This is a genomic window from Exiguobacterium sp. UBA1053, from assembly GCF_002316465.1.
Taxonomy (GTDB): domain Bacteria; phylum Bacillota; class Bacilli; order Exiguobacteriales; family Exiguobacteriaceae; genus Exiguobacterium_A; species Exiguobacterium_A abrahamii.
The window spans coordinates 218,325-234,018 of the sequence record NZ_DCDO01000005.1 but is presented as its reverse complement, the minus strand read 5'-3'; the positions used below and the strand labels follow the sequence as shown (position 1 = coordinate 234,018).

15 protein-coding genes and 1 riboswitch are annotated in these 15,694 nt (G+C 50.8%); all 15 genes read left to right on the top strand.

The features are described from left to right. Window positions 1–155 precede the first annotated feature (155 nt). Window positions 156–353, top strand: coding sequence for an NETI motif-containing protein (locus B3G15_RS05270; protein WP_023467064.1), 198 nt, complete (start codon window positions 156–158; stop codon window positions 351–353). Between the two features lie 209 nt (window positions 354–562). Further along, window positions 563–664: riboswitch (purine riboswitch) on the top strand. 89 nt (window positions 665–753) lie between these two features. Further along, a complete protein-coding gene (gene purE / locus B3G15_RS05265) occupies window positions 754–1,245 on the top strand; it encodes a 5-(carboxyamino)imidazole ribonucleotide mutase (protein ID WP_050678980.1) in 492 nt (163 codons plus the stop codon). Further along, window positions 1,242–2,345, top strand: coding sequence for a 5-(carboxyamino)imidazole ribonucleotide synthase (purK, locus tag B3G15_RS05260; protein WP_290716688.1), 1,104 nt, complete (start codon window positions 1,242–1,244; stop codon window positions 2,343–2,345). The genes purE and purK overlap by 4 nt, the downstream gene beginning before the upstream one ends. Continuing rightward, window positions 2,342–3,637: an adenylosuccinate lyase gene (gene purB / locus B3G15_RS05255; protein WP_290716685.1), complete on the top strand. Its 1,296-nt coding sequence runs from the start codon at window positions 2,342–2,344 to the stop codon at window positions 3,635–3,637. The genes purK and purB overlap by 4 nt, the downstream gene beginning before the upstream one ends. A gap of 59 nt (window positions 3,638–3,696) precedes the next feature. Further along, a complete protein-coding gene (gene purC, locus B3G15_RS05250; RefSeq protein ID WP_058704942.1) occupies window positions 3,697–4,404 on the top strand; it encodes a phosphoribosylaminoimidazolesuccinocarboxamide synthase in 708 nt (235 codons plus the stop codon). Further along, window positions 4,401–4,649, top strand: a complete 249-nt coding sequence (gene purS, locus B3G15_RS05245; RefSeq protein WP_023467069.1) for a phosphoribosylformylglycinamidine synthase subunit PurS — start codon at window positions 4,401–4,403, stop codon at window positions 4,647–4,649. The genes purC and purS overlap by 4 nt, the downstream gene beginning before the upstream one ends. Then, complete coding sequence (gene purQ, locus B3G15_RS05240; protein ID WP_050678983.1) at window positions 4,646–5,329, top strand: phosphoribosylformylglycinamidine synthase subunit PurQ; 684 nt, start codon at window positions 4,646–4,648, stop codon at window positions 5,327–5,329. The genes purS and purQ overlap by 4 nt, the downstream gene beginning before the upstream one ends. Next, window positions 5,310–7,529, top strand: a complete 2,220-nt coding sequence (gene purL, locus B3G15_RS05235) for a phosphoribosylformylglycinamidine synthase subunit PurL (RefSeq protein WP_290716666.1) — start codon at window positions 5,310–5,312, stop codon at window positions 7,527–7,529. The genes purQ and purL overlap by 20 nt, the downstream gene beginning before the upstream one ends. Further along, a complete protein-coding gene (gene purF, locus B3G15_RS05230) occupies window positions 7,505–8,914 on the top strand; it encodes an amidophosphoribosyltransferase (RefSeq protein ID WP_290716663.1) in 1,410 nt (469 codons plus the stop codon). Before purL ends, purF begins: the two co-directional genes overlap by 25 nt. A 16-nt stretch (window positions 8,915–8,930) precedes the next feature. After that, the gene (gene purM, locus B3G15_RS05225) at window positions 8,931–9,965 is read left to right on the top strand and encodes a phosphoribosylformylglycinamidine cyclo-ligase (RefSeq protein WP_058713878.1); all 1,035 of its coding nucleotides are present in this window, start codon (window positions 8,931–8,933) and stop codon (window positions 9,963–9,965) included. After that, complete coding sequence (gene purN, locus B3G15_RS05220) at window positions 9,962–10,537, top strand: phosphoribosylglycinamide formyltransferase (RefSeq protein ID WP_023467073.1); 576 nt, start codon at window positions 9,962–9,964, stop codon at window positions 10,535–10,537. Before purM ends, purN begins: the two co-directional genes overlap by 4 nt. Then, window positions 10,534–12,054, top strand: coding sequence for a bifunctional phosphoribosylaminoimidazolecarboxamide formyltransferase/IMP cyclohydrolase (gene purH / locus B3G15_RS05215; RefSeq protein WP_029340747.1), 1,521 nt, complete (start codon window positions 10,534–10,536; stop codon window positions 12,052–12,054). Before purN ends, purH begins: the two co-directional genes overlap by 4 nt. A gap of 15 nt (window positions 12,055–12,069) precedes the next feature. After that, window positions 12,070–13,332: a phosphoribosylamine--glycine ligase gene (gene purD, locus B3G15_RS05210; RefSeq protein WP_290716654.1), complete on the top strand. Its 1,263-nt coding sequence runs from the start codon at window positions 12,070–12,072 to the stop codon at window positions 13,330–13,332. 211 nt (window positions 13,333–13,543) lie between these two features. Next, window positions 13,544–15,283 (top strand): adenine deaminase C-terminal domain-containing protein, encoded by a 1,740-nt coding sequence (locus B3G15_RS05205; protein WP_290716651.1) that lies wholly within the window; start codon window positions 13,544–13,546, stop codon window positions 15,281–15,283. 68 nt (window positions 15,284–15,351) lie between these two features. Continuing rightward, window positions 15,352–15,666: a YerC/YecD family TrpR-related protein gene (locus tag B3G15_RS05200; protein WP_023467078.1), complete on the top strand. Its 315-nt coding sequence runs from the start codon at window positions 15,352–15,354 to the stop codon at window positions 15,664–15,666. Window positions 15,667–15,694: the final 28 nt, after the last annotated feature.

The window sequence follows — 15,694 nt, the reverse complement described above, 5'->3', positions numbered from 1 at the left end:
TTGAACGCCGAAAGTAGTTGGGGGCTTCCCCCTGTGAGGATAGGACGTTGCCAGGCAAACGGTGGTTCTGGAGCATACGCTCAAGGGCCGCCGCTTTTTTGTGTCTTTTTGTAGAAAGACATGTATCCATTTTAATGAAGGGACTGAACAGGGATATGGCGAAAAAAACGAAACTACGCGTAGCCGTCGAAGAGAACGAGACGATTGGTGCCTGTTTGGATCGTATCGATGCCATGGGATACCGCCCGACGGTCCGACGAGAAGAACCGATCTTTGGATTAGACGCTAATGGCGAACCGTATCCAATTCGTCAGCAAATCGTCTTCGATTGCAAAGTGAAAGAGAACGAATAACTGCCTAGAGCATCCTCCGAATCATGTGAAGGGTGCTTTTTTTAGTGCTTGATTCCATGTGATGCCTTTCAAGAAAATAAACTCCGAATGGACACTAGATGAAATCAGAAAAACTACTTTTAAAACCGAACGATAAATTTTCAGACAATTAAATTGTTCGCCTTTGGTTGACGCCTTGGGATGGACTTGTTAAGATGAAGTCGTGACAGGATGATTGAATATAAACACCTCGTATAATAGCAGGGATATGGCTTGCAAGTTTCTACCCAACGACCCTAAATCGTTGGACTATGGGGTATATGGATGTTCGTCGATATTTCTTTGGCGTACCTTTTTATACCCTAAGCCACCCTTTTAGCCGTGGTTTGGGCTTTTTTTATGCACAAAGGAGGAAACAGCGATGGGAAATGCAGAAGTCGGCGTCATCATGGGAAGTCAATCGGATTGGGAAACGATGAAACATACATGTGATGTGTTGGAGCAACTTGAGATTCCTTACGAAAAGAAAGTCGTTTCCGCACACCGGACACCGGATCTAATGTTTCGTTATGCTGAATCAGCACGTGAACGAGGACTGAAGGTCATCATTGCCGGTGCAGGCGGTGCTGCTCATCTACCGGGCATGGTAGCCGCTAAAACGACATTACCCGTCGTCGGTGTTCCTGTGAAAAGTAGAGCGCTCCAAGGAATTGATTCCTTGCTCTCGATCGTTCAAATGCCAGGTGGTGTACCGGTCGCAACGGTTGCCATCGGAGAAGCAGGCGCAAAAAACGCCGGATTGCTAGCTGCTCAAATTCTTTCGATTCAAGATGAACGACTTGCCCGCAAGCTCGATCATATGCGAGTCGAACTAGAAGGAGACGTCATTGCATCTGGAGGAAACCTGTTATGAAACGAATCGGGATACTAGGTGGCGGTCAACTTGGTCGGATGATGGCACTGTCCGCCCGTGAGATGGGCTTTGAGATTCTGACACTCGATCCAACGGACAACGCACCATGTGCGCAAGTGGCGGATCAACATATTAAAGCTCCCTTTACGGATGTCGAGGCAGCGAAACAGCTCGCAGCTGAATCAGATGTCGTCACCTACGAATTCGAGAACATCTCGACGGAAGTCGCTGAAGCGATCGGGACGAAACTGATTCACGGAACGGATCTCCTCTTTCAAACGCAGCATCGGGTTCGGGAAAAAGAGATGATTGAACGCATTGGACACTCTGTCGCTCCGTACTATCCGGTGACGCATCCTTCTGACTTAGAGGAAGCAAAACAGCGACTCGGGTTACCGTTCGTCTTGAAGACAGCACGATTCGGCTATGACGGAAAAGGACAGACCGTCATCCGGACGGAAGAACAGTTCCAAGCGGCAATCGAACGATTCGAACCGACAGAGTATGTTGCGGAGCAGTGGTTACCGTTTGATCAGGAAATTTCCGTCATCGTCACTCGAAGCGCAACAGAAACACGTGTCTTCCCAGTCAGTGAGAACATTCACCAAGAGAACATTTTGCATCTATCGATCGTACCGGCACGCATTTCCGAATCACTCGAACAAGAAGCAATTGCGCTCGCTGAATCGATCGCGGATGCCGTCGGGCTGATCGGTACACTCGCCATCGAGTTGTTTGTCGTTGGTTCTCGACTAATCGTCAATGAACTAGCACCCCGACCACACAATTCGGGTCACTATTCGATTGATGCTTGCGAAACATCCCAATTCGAGCAACATATCCGTGCCATCAGTGGTCTCCCACTCGGTGATACCCGTCTGACGACACCGGTCGTCATGGCGAACATCCTGGGTCAGCATGTCACAGCATTATACGAGGAACTGCCGAGACTAAACGCTCGGACGAAAGTTCACTTATATGGAAAAGCAGAAGCCAAGACAGGTCGCAAGATGGGACATTTGAACATTCTTGCGGAAACGGTCGACGATGCTTTGGCAGAAGTCGAACGCCTGTCGATATGGAAGGAGACAGTTCAATGATCGAACGGTATACACGTCCTGAGATGAAAGCAATCTGGACCGAACAAAATAAATTCGAGGCTTGGTTAAAAGTCGAGATTCTTGCATGTGAAGCATGGAGTGAACTAGGTGTCATTCCGAAAGAGGACGTCCAGTTGCTTTGGGACAATGCCTCCTTTGATGTCAACCGCATCCTTGAGATCGAACAAGAGACACGTCATGATGTCATCGCCTTTACGCGTGCCGTCTCTGAAACACTCGGAGAAGAACGCAAGTGGGTGCATTACGGACTCACGTCAACGGACGTCGTCGATACAGCACTCTCGTATTTGTTGAAGCAAGCAAACGACATTCTTGCTGCGGATCTTGATCGGTTCATCGAAATCTTAAAAGTCAAAGCGAACGAACATAAATATACGGTCATGATGGGACGCACACATGGCGTACATGCAGAACCGACGACGTTCGGTCTGAAACTAGCGCTTTGGTATGAAGAGATGAAGCGGAATAAAGTTCGTTTCGAAGCAGCGCGTGAGACGGTCGAATACGGCAAGATGTCGGGTGCCGTCGGAACATTCGCGAACATCGATCCGTTCATTGAAAAGTATGTCTGCGAAAAGTTAGGAACAAAACCAGCTCCGGTCTCCACGCAAACGTTACAACGCGATCGTCATGCACACTACATGTCGACACTGGCTTTGATCGCGACATCGATCGAAAAGATGGCAACGGAAATCCGAGGTCTGCAAAAAACGGAAACACGTGAAGTCGAAGAATTCTTCGCTAAAGGTCAAAAAGGATCATCGGCGATGCCGCACAAGCGAAATCCGATCGGTTCAGAGAACATGACAGGTCTTGCTCGAGTCATCCGTGGACACATGGTGACGGCATACGAGAACGTCTCACTCTGGCACGAACGTGACATCTCGCATTCTTCGGCAGAACGCATCATTATTCCGGATGCGACAGGACTACTCAACTATATGTTGAACCGTTTCGGAAACATCGTGAAGAACTTGACGGTCTTCCCGGACAACATGAAGCGGAACATGGACCGGACGTTTGGTGTCATCTTCTCTGGACATGTCTTACTCGCTTTAATCGAAAAAGGCTGGTCGCGTGAAGCAGCGTATGATTTCGTTCAACCGCGTGCGATGCAGGCGTGGGAAGAACAAATCATGTTCCGTGACTTATTGTGGCAAGAACAGGACATTCAACAGCTTTTCACAGAAGAAGAGCTCGATGCGTGTTTCGATCCGACGTATCATACGAGTCGTGTCGATGAAATCTTTGAACGGTGTGGCTTGAACTAATCAACCTGAGACGGGGCACGTGCCCCGTCTACATCTTAGGATCATGGGGGACGAAAGCGATGCAACCACTTTATGAAGGAAAAGCAAAACGATTGTACACGACGCAGGAGCAGGATGTGCTCCGGATCGTCTATAAAGACGAGGCCACGGCATTCAACGGCGAGAAAAAAGAAGTCTTTGCTGGAAAAGGCGAATTGAACAACCGGTTGACGAGTCATTTCTTTGAAATCCTCGAACAAGCGGGCATTCCGACACATTTCATTGAACGTGTCTCGGAGCGCGAACAGCTCGTACGTCGTGTCACCATCATTCCACTCGAAGTCGTCGTCAGAAACGTCGTCGCGGGAAGCTTGAGTAAACGGCTCGGTATCGAAGAAGGTACGGTGCTCGAAACACCAATCGTTGAGTTCTACTATAAAGATGATACGTTAGGCGATCCACTCGTCACCTCATCACACATCAATTTACTGAAGATTGCGACTTCTGAAGAGTTGAAACAGTTGTCGGACAAGGCGCTTCGCGTAAACGAAGTATTGCAACCCTACTTCCGTCAAAACGGAATCACGTTGATTGATTTTAAACTGGAATACGGAAAGACGGCAGACGGAACGATTCTACTAGCTGATGAGATTTCACCTGATACATGCCGCCTGTGGGATCAGGCGACAGGAGAACATCTCGATAAAGATGTCTTCCGCCGCAACATCGGTTCACTGACAGAGACCTACCAAACACTATTCAATCGCCTAGGAGGAAACACACAATGAAAAAAGTCATCGTATCGATCGCATTACGGGAAAGCATTTTAGATCCACAAGGAGTTGCTGTAAAAGGCGGATTGCAACAGCTTGGTTTTACCGGTGTCGAGAGTGTCCGAATCGGAAAACAGATTGAACTGCTCGTTGAAACGGAAACGACAGAAGCGATGATTCATGAGATGTGTCAAAAACTACTCGTCAACACAGTGATGGAAGATTACCAGATTACGATCGAAGAGGTGACGCCAGCATGAAGTTCGCGGTCATCGTCTTTCCGGGATCGAACTGTGATTTAGATATGTACCATGCAGTCAAGGATGCCCTCGGAGAAGAAGCGGAATACGTCTTCCATACCGAAACATCACTTGAAGGCTACGACGGCGTCCTACTGCCGGGCGGATTCTCCTACGGAGATTACCTCCGTTGCGGCGCGATCGCGCGCTTCTCACCAATCATGGAAGAAGTCAAACGTTTTGCGGCAGAAGGGAAAACGGTCCTCGGGGTATGTAACGGATTCCAGATCCTTGTCGAAGCGGGACTCTTACCAGGTGTCTTGCATCGCAACAACGGCTTGAAGTTCATGTGCCGGACGGTTGAACTGAAGGTTGAAAATACGAAGACACGCTTTACATCGGATTATCTGCCAGGCGAGACGATCTCGATTCCAATCGCGCACGGTGAAGGAAACTACTACTGTGACGATGCGACTTACGCGATGCTCCAAACGAACGGACAAATCGCCTTCACGTATGTCGATAATCCGAACGGCTCACGCGGTGATATCGCCGGGATCACGAACAAAGCCGGCAACGTTCTCGGGATGATGCCACACCCGGAACGAGCGGTCGAGTTATTGACTGGCGGAACAGATGGACTAAAACTCTTTACTTCACTCGTCAAACAGGGGGCACACCATGCTAAAACAACAGTTTGAACCAACACCAGAATTGATTCAAGAGCAACGCGTCTATGCCACGATGGGCTTGAGTGATACGGAATACCAGATGGTCGTCGATTTACTCGGACGCCAACCGAACTATACGGAAACAGGATTGTTCTCGGTCATGTGGTCCGAGCATTGTTCATACAAGACATCTAAACCCGTCCTCCGTCAATTCCCAACGACTGGACCACGTGTTTTACAAGGACCAGGGGAAGGTGCAGGTGTCGTTGATATCGGCGATGAGCAGGCAGTCGTTTTTAAAATCGAAAGCCACAACCATCCATCCGCTGTTGAACCGTACCAAGGGGCTGCGACGGGCGTCGGCGGAATCATTCGTGACATCTTCTCGATGGGCGCACGACCAGTCGCACTTATGAACTCGCTCCGCTTCGGGCATCTCGGTACACCGCGTGTCAATCAACTGTTCGAACAAGTCGTCGCCGGAATCGCGGGTTATGGCAACTGTGTCGGGATCCCAACGATCGGTGGCGAAATCGGATTTGATCGCTCGTATGAAGGCAATCCACTCGTCAACGCGATGTGTATCGGTTTAATCAACCATGCGGATATTCAAAAAGGTCAGGCAAAAGGTGTCGGGAACTCAGTCATGTACGTCGGTGCAGCTACTGGACGCGACGGAATTCATGGTGCGACGTTTGCCTCTGAGGATCTCGGAGAGGATACGGAAGCAAAACGTCCGGCTGTTCAAGTCGGTGATCCATTCATGGAGAAGCTATTGATTGAAGCTTGTCTTGAAATCGTCGGGCATCCGGCACTCGTCGGGATGCAGGACATGGGTGCTGCCGGACTGACATCGTCTTCAGCAGAGATGGCTTCAAAAGCCGGTATGGGCATCGAGATGCACCTCGATGACGTTCCGCAACGAGAAACAGGGATGACTGCTTACGAAATGATGCTCTCGGAATCACAAGAGCGGATGTTACTCGTCGTCAAGCGTGGTCGTGAGGCAGAGATCGAAGCAATCGTCAGCAAATGGGGACTCCATGCCGTTCACGTCGGAGAAGTCATTGAAGAGAAAGTCTTACGGTTGATTCATCATGGAGATATCGTGGCAGAAGTTCCGGTTGATGCGTTAGCGGAAGAAGCACCAGTCTACGAAAAACCATCCCGCGTTCCTGCGTATTATGAAGAATTCCAAGCGATGGAAGAGAGGCTTCCAGTCGTCGAAGATGTCGTTGAGACATGGCGGGCGTTACTCCGTCAGCCGACGATCGCTTCAAAACGTTGGGTCTACGATCAGTACGATCATATGGTCCAGACATCGACCGTCGTCGCACCAGGATCAGACGCAGCCGTCATTCGTGTCCGCGGCACGAACAAAGCGCTCGCGATGACGACCGACTGTAACAGCCGCTTCGTCTACTTGGATCCATACGTCGGTGGACAGATTGCGGTTGCGGAAGCAGCACGTAATATCGTCGCGAGTGGGGCGACACCACTCGCCATCACGGATTGTCTGAACTTCGGAAATCCGGATAAACCAGAAGGCTTCTGGCAGTTGCAACAAGCAACAGCCGGTATGGCCGAAGCATGTCGTGTCCTTGAGACACCTGTCATCGGTGGAAACGTCTCACTCTACAACGAGTCAGCCGGTCAAGCGGTTCACCCGACACCGGTCGTCGGAATGGTTGGCTTACACGAGCAAACCGAATGGATCACGACGCAACACGTCAAACAAGCTGGTGACCAGATCTATCTATTAGGAGAAACAACAGCCGAGTTTGGTGGTAGTGAGCTTCAATATATGCAATTCGGTAAATCATTCGGTCGCGCACCACAGATTGATTTAGCCGTCGAACACGCACGCTTACAATTGTTACAGCAGGCAGTACAAGCAGGTGAAGTCAATGCGATGCATGATGTATCAGAAGGTGGTCTCGCAATCGCTCTCGCTGAGATGACGTTTGGGACGAACCTCGGGTTGACGGTTCAGTTTGACGGACCAACGTTACACCTGTTCAGCGAATCGCAATCACGCTTCATCGTCACTGTGCCACAAGCGCACGTCACAGCATTCGAACAACGGACTGGTGCTCAAGCGATCGGTGTCGTTACGAACGATGAGCTTCTCGTCATCGAAACGGCAGAGACACGGATCGAAGCAGACCGTTCGACCTTACAGGGAGACTGGGAAGGAGCAATCGCGTGTTATATGACATCAAAGGACTAAATGAGGAGTGTGGCGTCTTCGGGATCTTCGGACAACCGAATGCAGCGCAACTCGCCTATTACGGCTTGCATAGCTTGCAACACCGGGGACAGGAAGGGACAGGCATCGTCACGAGTGACGGTGACGACCTCTTCCCGCACCGCGGGCAAGGACTCGTAACGGAAGTCTTTTCGGAAGAGACACTGACGAATCTGAAAGGACATCACGCGATCGGACATGTCCGGTATTCGACAGCAGGTGGAAACACGCTTGAGAATACTCAACCGCTGCATTTCAAATCGCGGACGGGAGATCTCGCCCTCGCACATAACGGAAACCTCGTCAACGCCGATTCACTGAAGCACCTGTTAGAAGCAGAAGGTGCCATCTTTCAGACGACGAGTGATACAGAAGTCGTCGCCCATCTCGTCAAACGCAGTAAGCTCGACACACTCGAAGACCGGATTGCCGACAGTCTCGCCCGTCTCGTTGGGGCATTCGCTTTTCTTTTCTTAACGGAAGACACGTTATTCGTGGCGGTTGATCCACACGGACTGCGTCCACTGTCACTCGGGAAGACACCGGATGGCGGCATCGTATTTGCGTCAGAGACATGTGCCTTTGATATCGTCGGTGCGGAGTTCATTCGTGATATCGAGCCAGGGGAGCTCGTAACGATCACAGAACACGGCATGTCGTCTCGTCAATACATGGAACCACGTGAACGGGCGATGTGTTCGATGGAATACATCTACTTCTCACGTCCGGATTCAATCATTGATGGCGTCAACGTCCATACGGCTCGCAAAGCACTTGGGAAAAAGATGTATGAAGAAGCACCGGTCGAAGCAGACGTCGTTACCGGAGTGCCGGATTCAAGTATTTCGGCAGCGATCGGTTACGCGGAAGCGAGTGGAATTCCATATGAAATGGGATTGATCAAGAATCGGTATGTCGGACGGACGTTCATCCAGCCGTCACAGGAGTTACGGGAACGTGGGGTCAAAATGAAGTTGTCCGCGCTACGCGGCGTCGTACAAGGAAAGCGTGTCATCATGGTCGATGATTCAATCGTCCGAGGAACGACGAGTCGTCGCATCGTCGGTTTGTTACGTGAAGCGGGTGCGACGGAGGTGCACGTCCGCATCACGGCACCACCGATCACGAATCCATGTTATTACGGGATTGATACTTCGTCGAAGGAAGAACTGATCTCTGCTCGGTTGATGCCGGAAGAAATCCGTCAGGAAATCGGTGCAGATTCACTTGAATTCTTGACTGTACCGGGCATGGTCGATGCGATCGATCGCCCGTTCGATGGACCGTTAAAAGGACAATGTACCGCTTGCTTCACAGGAGAGTATCCGACACCGCTCGGTTCGCTCGAGTTAGAAGCTAAACTTTGATAGATGGGGGAAGAACATGAGCAAACATTACGAAGCAGCAGGTGTGAGTCTGACAGCAGGATATGAGTCAGTCACCCGAATGAAAAAACACGTCGCCCGTTCGATGCGCAAAGAAGTATTGACGGGACTCGGTAGCTTTGGTGCGATGTTCGACCTCAGCCAATTGCAGTTGAAAGAACCGGTCCTTGTCAGTGGGACAGACGGTGTCGGTACGAAGCTCAAGCTCGCCTTCGCACTGGAACAACACGATACGATTGGGATCGACTGTGTCGCGATGTGTGTGAACGATATCATCGTCCAAGGCGCGGAACCACTTTATTTCCTTGACTATATCGCGCTCGGTCAGGCGATTCCGGCGAAGATCGAACGGATCGTCGCAGGTGTCGCAGAAGGTTGCGTCCAGGCGGGATGTACGTTAATCGGCGGCGAGACAGCGGAAATGCCAGGGATGTATGCGGACGGCGAATATGATATCGCCGGGTTCGCCGTCGGTGCCGTCGAGAAACAAAAATTGATCACAGGTGATAAGGTCGCAGCAGGAGATGTCATTCTCGGTCTCGCTTCGTCCGGCGTCCATTCAAATGGGTTCTCACTTGTTCGTAAAATCGTCGCCGACAGTGGTCTCCGATACGAAGATGAAGTCATGATGCTCGGTCATACGCTCGGAAATGCGCTGCTCATGCCAACACGTATCTATGTCGAAGCGGTCAAAGCAGCCCTTGAGACGGAAAAGATCCAAGCGATGGTTCATATTACGGGTGGGGGATTCTACGAGAACGTACCACGCGTCTTGCCAGAAGGTCTCGGCGCATCGTTCGACCCGAAAAAGTGGCCGACGTTACCAGTCTTCGACTGGCTCGAGCAAGCGGGTGACCTTCCACGACATGACATGTATAATGTCTTCAACATGGGGATTGGTTTCATGTTGATCGTCAAACCAGAAGATGTAGCGGAAGTAACAGCACGCCTCGCTCGTGAAAATGAGACGGCGTACGTGATTGGTCACGTGACCGATCAAGAAGGTGTTCGAATTCAAGGAGTCGACGCATGAAGATCGCCTGTTTTGCATCAGGAAGCGGTAGTAATGTCGAAGCACTTTTTGAAGCAATCGAGGCAGGAACGTTACATGCCTCGATTGAACTGATCGTCTGCGATCAACCGGACGCAGCAGTCATTGAACGGGCGAAACGACGCGGATGTGACGTCTTCGTCTTTCGGGCGAAGGACTATCCGGATAAACCGAGTTTTGAGCGGGAAATCATTGCCCGTCTTGAAGCAAAAGGCGTTGAACGGATCATTCTCGCCGGCTATATGCGATTGATTGGGGAAGAGTTGCTCGGACGATACGCAGGGCGGATCGTCAACATCCACCCGTCGCTACTGCCGGCCTTCCCGGGAAAAGATGCGATCGGACAAGCATTTCGTGGCGGAGTTAAAATCACAGGTGTTACAATTCATATAGTCGATGAAGGCATGGACACAGGACCGATCATGGCCCAAGAAGCCGTCCGGATTACAGAAGAGATGACGCGTGAAACATTGCAACAAGCGATTCAGCGTGTCGAACATAGACTGTATCCGCAAGTCATCGAAGAGTGGATGAAAGAGGAGGCAAACGTATGAGAGCGTTAATTAGTGTGTCTGATAAAACAGGAATCGTCGAATTAGGACGAGCGTTCCATGAAGCAGGGATCGAGCTCGTCTCGACAGGCGGAACACATCAAGCATTAGAGGAAGCTGGGCTTCCGGTCATTGGTATCAGTGAAGTCACACAATTCCCAGAAATGCTCGATGGGCGTGTCAAGACGCTCCATCCAATGGTTCATGGTGGATTACTCGGTCGTCGTGATCTTGAATCCCATCGTGAGCAGATGGCTGCGCAACAGATTCAACCGATTGATTTCGTCGTCGTCAATCTGTATCCGTTCAAGCAGACGGTCTTACAAGAAGACGTCGCCTATGCCGATGCGATCGAGAACATCGATATCGGTGGACCAAGCATGTTGCGTTCAGCAGCGAAAAACCACGCAGCTGTCACGGTCGTCGTCGATCCAGCTGATTACGAAACTGTCGTTGCTGAGATTCGTGAAGGCGGTACGACGTTTGAGACACGTCAACGTCTTGCAGCGAAAGCCTTCCGGCATACAGCGGCGTACGACGCGTTGATAGCGGATTATTTCTTGACGCAAACAGGCGAGAAGTTCCCCGATCAGTTGACGATCACGCTTGAGAAAGTTCAGGATCTCCGTTACGGAGAAAATCCACACCAAGAAGCAGCCTTCTATAAAACACCGATTTACCGTGGGGCTTCCCTTGCTTCAGCGAAACAGTTACACGGTAAAGAGTTGTCGTATAACAACATTCAAGATGCGAACGCTGCACTTGAAATTCTCGACGAGTTCCGCGAAGCAGCAGCTGTCGTCGTCAAACACATGAACCCATGTGGTGTTGCCGTCGGTCCAACGATCGGAGAGGCATTCCGCCGCGCTCATGCAGCCGATCCAGTGTCGATCTTTGGTGGCATCGTCGCCTTGAACCGTGAAGTCGATTTAGAGACAGCAGAACAATTGAGCGGTATCTTCCTTGAGATCATCATCGCTCCATCCTTCACAGAAGAAGCATTCGCCTTGTTGTCAGCGAAAAAGAACATCCGTCTGCTTGAACTCGACGTCAAGCGTGTCCAAGCGATCCGTTATACGGCAGTCGCTGGCGGCATGCTCGTCCAAGACAGTGACGATGAGACGCTCGATGATGCAGCAGCACGTGTCGTGACAGACCGCAAACCGACAGCAGCGGAATGGGAGGACTTGAAACTCGCATGGCGCGCCGTCAAACACGTCAAGTCGAATGCGATCGTTCTCGCGAAGGACGAAGTGACGGTCGGTGTTGGTGCAGGACAGATGAACCGTGTTGGTTCAGCGAACATCGCGATTACGCAAGCCGGAGAAAAAGCAGTTGGCGCGTCCCTTGCTTCCGATGCTTTCTTCCCAATGGGTGATACGGTCGAAGCGGCAGCAGCAGCTGGCATTACAGCAATTATTCAACCAGGCGGCTCGATTCGTGACCAAGAGTCGATCGATGCGTGTAACAAACATGGCATTACGATGGTCTTTACGAACGTTCGACATTTCAAACACTAAGTGGAGGCGATTTGAATGAAGGTATTGGTGATTGGTAAAGGAGGGCGTGAACACGCGCTCGTCTGGAAGCTGGCACAGGATGAACGGATCGAGACCGTGTATGCTGCGCCTGGGAATGCCGGGATGACACAAGCCACATGTGTTCCGATCGCCGAAGATGCTATCGATGAACTCGTGGCGTTCGCACAAGACGAACAGATCGATTGGACGATTGTCGGACCAGAAGGACCACTCGTTCTCGGAGTCGTTAACGCCTTTCAGGCAGCGGGACTGCAAATCTTCGGACCAACACGGGAAGCGGCAGCGATCGAAGGAAGTAAGCAGTTCGCGAAAGAATTGATGGAGCGTGCCGGTATTCCGACCGCTGCTCACGCCGTCTTTACTTCAGCAGCAGATGCAGAGGCGTATGTTCGCAAAGCGGGTGCACCGATCGTCATCAAAGCCGATGGACTTGCTGCTGGAAAAGGAGTCACGGTCGCAGAAACCGTGGACCAGGCGCTTGTTGCAATCCACGATACGTTTGCCGGAGAATACGGTCAACAAAGCCGAGTCGTCATCGAAGAATGCCTGATCGGGGAAGAGTGTTCGTTGATGGCATTCGTGCACGAAGAGACGGTCATCCCGATGGTATTGTCGCAAGATCATAAACGGGCGTTTGACGGTGACTTAGGTCCGAACACAGGAGGCATGGGCGCGTATTCTCCGCTTCCTCAGTGGGACGAAGCAGCGTTGACGACAGAAGCTGTTGATCGCATCATTCAGCCGCTCGTCGATCAGATGGCAAGCGAAGGAATTCCGTTCACCGGCTTCCTCTATGCCGGTCTGATGCTGACGAAACAAGGACCATTCGTCATCGAGTTCAATGCCCGGTTCGGTGATCCGGAAACAGAGGTCATTCTTCCGCGCTTAGAGACGCCGTTGCTTGATGTCATCATGCCGCTGATGGACGGACAGATACCAGAAGTCGTTTGGACGGATCAAGCAGCTGTCGGTGTCGTCGTCGCAGCAGAAGGATATCCGGAAGCGCCAAAAACGGGACAAGCGATTCCACTTGATCAGATCGGGAACGGTCTTCTCGTCTTTCATGCCGGCACGGCAGAACGAGACGATCAACTTGTCTCAGCTGGTGGACGTGTCCTCGTATGTGTCAGCCGTGCCGAGACGATCGAGCAGGCTGTCGAACAGGTCTATGCGAACTTACCAGACGTGACGAATCAACCATTCTTTTACCGAACTGATATCGCTCAAAAAGCCTTTCGTGCCTCGCATGAATCATGATATCTGAACCAGACGTGCTCGAAGGAGCCGCGTCTGGTTTTTTTGTTTCTTGGCGAAGTGCACGAAAAGATTTGTCTTCCATGGCGAATTTGTGTTATTTTGACCAAATGAATCCGGAACGGGGCAAAACTTCTTGAAACTTACTTAGCAACATTTTAGTATAAGAACTATAAGAAAGCGTTTTCAATAAAACAAAGGAGGTCGAGCTTTCGTGAAAAAAAATTGTGGAAGATCCCCTTGGACGAAATCTGAAGTACGAACACACCAAGCGGTCATCAGCGGAAAGCTTGCACCGACACTTGTCATACAGAATGCCACTTACCTGAATCATGGTGTCAAAGCATGGCGGACGGCGAACATCTGGATCAGTGGCGACCGGATCGTCTATGTCGGTCCAGAAATGCCGGAACAAGCTGATGCGTATCATGATGCGACAGGTCAATATATCGTACCCGGTTACATTGAACCCCATGCCCATCCGTTCCAACTTTACAATCCAGCGAGTCTTGCAAAATTCGCAGCAGAGCGGGGAACATCGACGCTCGTCAACGACAACATGTTGTTATTATTAGAGCCGACGGAGCAAGCGTTTGCTCAAGTCGAGGCGCTAGCAGACTTACCGACCTCAATGTACTGGTGGGCACGACTCGACGCACAAACCGAGCTTGATGCCGACAGTATCTCGATCGATAATCGCCGGATTCAAGCGTGGCTCAAGCATCCACAAGTCATCCAAGCAGGTGAGTTGACGGGATGGCCACGTCTCTCGCAAGGGGACGATGAATTGCTCCATTGGATGCAGGATGCGATCAAACTCGGAAAACCGATCGAAGGTCATTTCCCTGGTGCTTCAGCGAAGACGCTGACGAAGATGGCGCTGTATGGCGTGACGAGCGATCACGAGGCGATGACGGTCGAAGAAGCGATGACACGTCTTGAACTTGGCTACACGACGACAATTCGTTATTCATCGATTCGTCCAGATCTACCGGATATCTTTAAAGGTCTCGTCGAAGCAGGGTTGACGCAGTTCGATAAGGTACTCGTGACGACAGATGGTTCAACGCCGTCCTTTTATAAAGCAGGCATGATGGACGAGACGATTCGATTGATGCTTGAGGCAGGCATCCCGGTCGAAGAAGCGTACCGGATCACGTCGTACAATGCAGCGCGTCATTTTAATCTCGATCATCTACTCGGGAGTATCGCACCTGGACGGATCGCGCATCTCAATTTCCTTGAGGCAAAAGACGCACCGACACCTGTCGCCGTGCTTGCGCGCGGCACATGGGTCCGTCAAGCAGACATCCCTTGTTACCCGGCAGAAGCGCTTGATGCAGTCTATGCGCTCATGCCACGTTCAGAAGTCCAGGTTTCGTTAACGGAACAAGATTTCTCATTCAGCATGCCGGTTGGTCTTGAGATGGTCAATTCCGTCATCATGAAGCTCTATCAAGTCGAACACGATACAAGTGTGCCTGTGCTACCAGCAGGATGTGATGAATCCTTCCTGATGTTACTCGACCGGGAAGGGAAGTGGCGACTGAATACCGTTCTGAAAAACTTTGCGACACAAGTCGGAGGTCTCGTCAGTTCGTACTCGATTAGCGGTGATATCTTGATGATCGGTAAATCGAAACGAGACATGCAAGTCGCGTTTGATCGCATGAAAGCGTTCGGTGGCGGAATCGTTCTCGTCGAGGACGGAGAAGTCATCGCTGAAGTTCCGTTGACCTTGATGGGGCAGACGTCCGACTTGCCACTCGAAGATTTGATCGTTCAGGAAACCGCTTTACGGGAAGCCTTGTTTGAACGCGGTTATGCGTTTGAAGATCCTGTCTATACGTTGCTATTCCTAGCGTCCACTCACTTGCCATATGTGCGGATCACACCGCAGGGAATATACGAAGTCCTTAGGAAAAAAGTCCTTTTCCCAGCGATTTTGCGATGACGCTTGAATTTTAAAACGTCGCGCTTTAAACTATTAAAGAGCAATTGAATGGGAAAGGGAGTCACAAGATGCAACTCGATAAATTGCGTGGAAAAGAATTGGATCAGTTATTTACAGCCATCATGAAGATGGATTCATTAGAAGATTGTTATACGTTGTTCGAAGACTTAGCGACCGTCAACGAAATCCAGGCGCTCGCCCAACGTCTTGAAGTCGCACGTCAATTACGTGAAGGCAATACGTATCACAAAATCGAAAAGGCGACCGGTGCTTCAACAGCAACGATCTCGCGTGTCAAACGTTGCTTGAACTACGGTTCGGGCGGTTATGATCTGGCGCTTGCCCGCCTAGGTCTTATCGAGCAAGAAGTAGCGGATAACTAATGTTATCCGCTACTTCTATGAAGGGGGG

Excerpts from the sequence above, each read along its gene's own strand:
- B3G15_RS05270 (WP_023467064.1), top strand. The coding sequence starts at position 156 with ATGGCGAAAAAAACGAAACTACGCGTAGCCGTCGAAGAGAACGAGACG.
- purE (WP_050678980.1), top strand. The coding sequence starts at position 754 with ATGGGAAATGCAGAAGTCGGCGTCATCATGGGAAGTCAATCGGATTGG.
- purK (WP_290716688.1), top strand. The coding sequence starts at position 1,242 with ATGAAACGAATCGGGATACTAGGTGGCGGTCAACTTGGTCGGATGATG.
- purB (WP_290716685.1), top strand. The coding sequence starts at position 2,342 with ATGATCGAACGGTATACACGTCCTGAGATGAAAGCAATCTGGACCGAA.
- purC (WP_058704942.1), top strand. The coding sequence starts at position 3,697 with ATGCAACCACTTTATGAAGGAAAAGCAAAACGATTGTACACGACGCAG.
- purS (WP_023467069.1), top strand. The coding sequence starts at position 4,401 with ATGAAAAAAGTCATCGTATCGATCGCATTACGGGAAAGCATTTTAGAT.
- purQ (WP_050678983.1), top strand. The coding sequence starts at position 4,646 with ATGAAGTTCGCGGTCATCGTCTTTCCGGGATCGAACTGTGATTTAGAT.
- purL (WP_290716666.1), top strand. The coding sequence starts at position 5,310 with ATGCTAAAACAACAGTTTGAACCAACACCAGAATTGATTCAAGAGCAA.
- purM (WP_058713878.1), top strand. The coding sequence starts at position 8,931 with ATGAGCAAACATTACGAAGCAGCAGGTGTGAGTCTGACAGCAGGATAT.
- purN (WP_023467073.1), top strand. The coding sequence starts at position 9,962 with ATGAAGATCGCCTGTTTTGCATCAGGAAGCGGTAGTAATGTCGAAGCA.
- purH (WP_029340747.1), top strand. The coding sequence starts at position 10,534 with ATGAGAGCGTTAATTAGTGTGTCTGATAAAACAGGAATCGTCGAATTA.
- purD (WP_290716654.1), top strand. The coding sequence starts at position 12,070 with ATGAAGGTATTGGTGATTGGTAAAGGAGGGCGTGAACACGCGCTCGTC.
- B3G15_RS05200 (WP_023467078.1), top strand. The coding sequence starts at position 15,352 with ATGCAACTCGATAAATTGCGTGGAAAAGAATTGGATCAGTTATTTACA.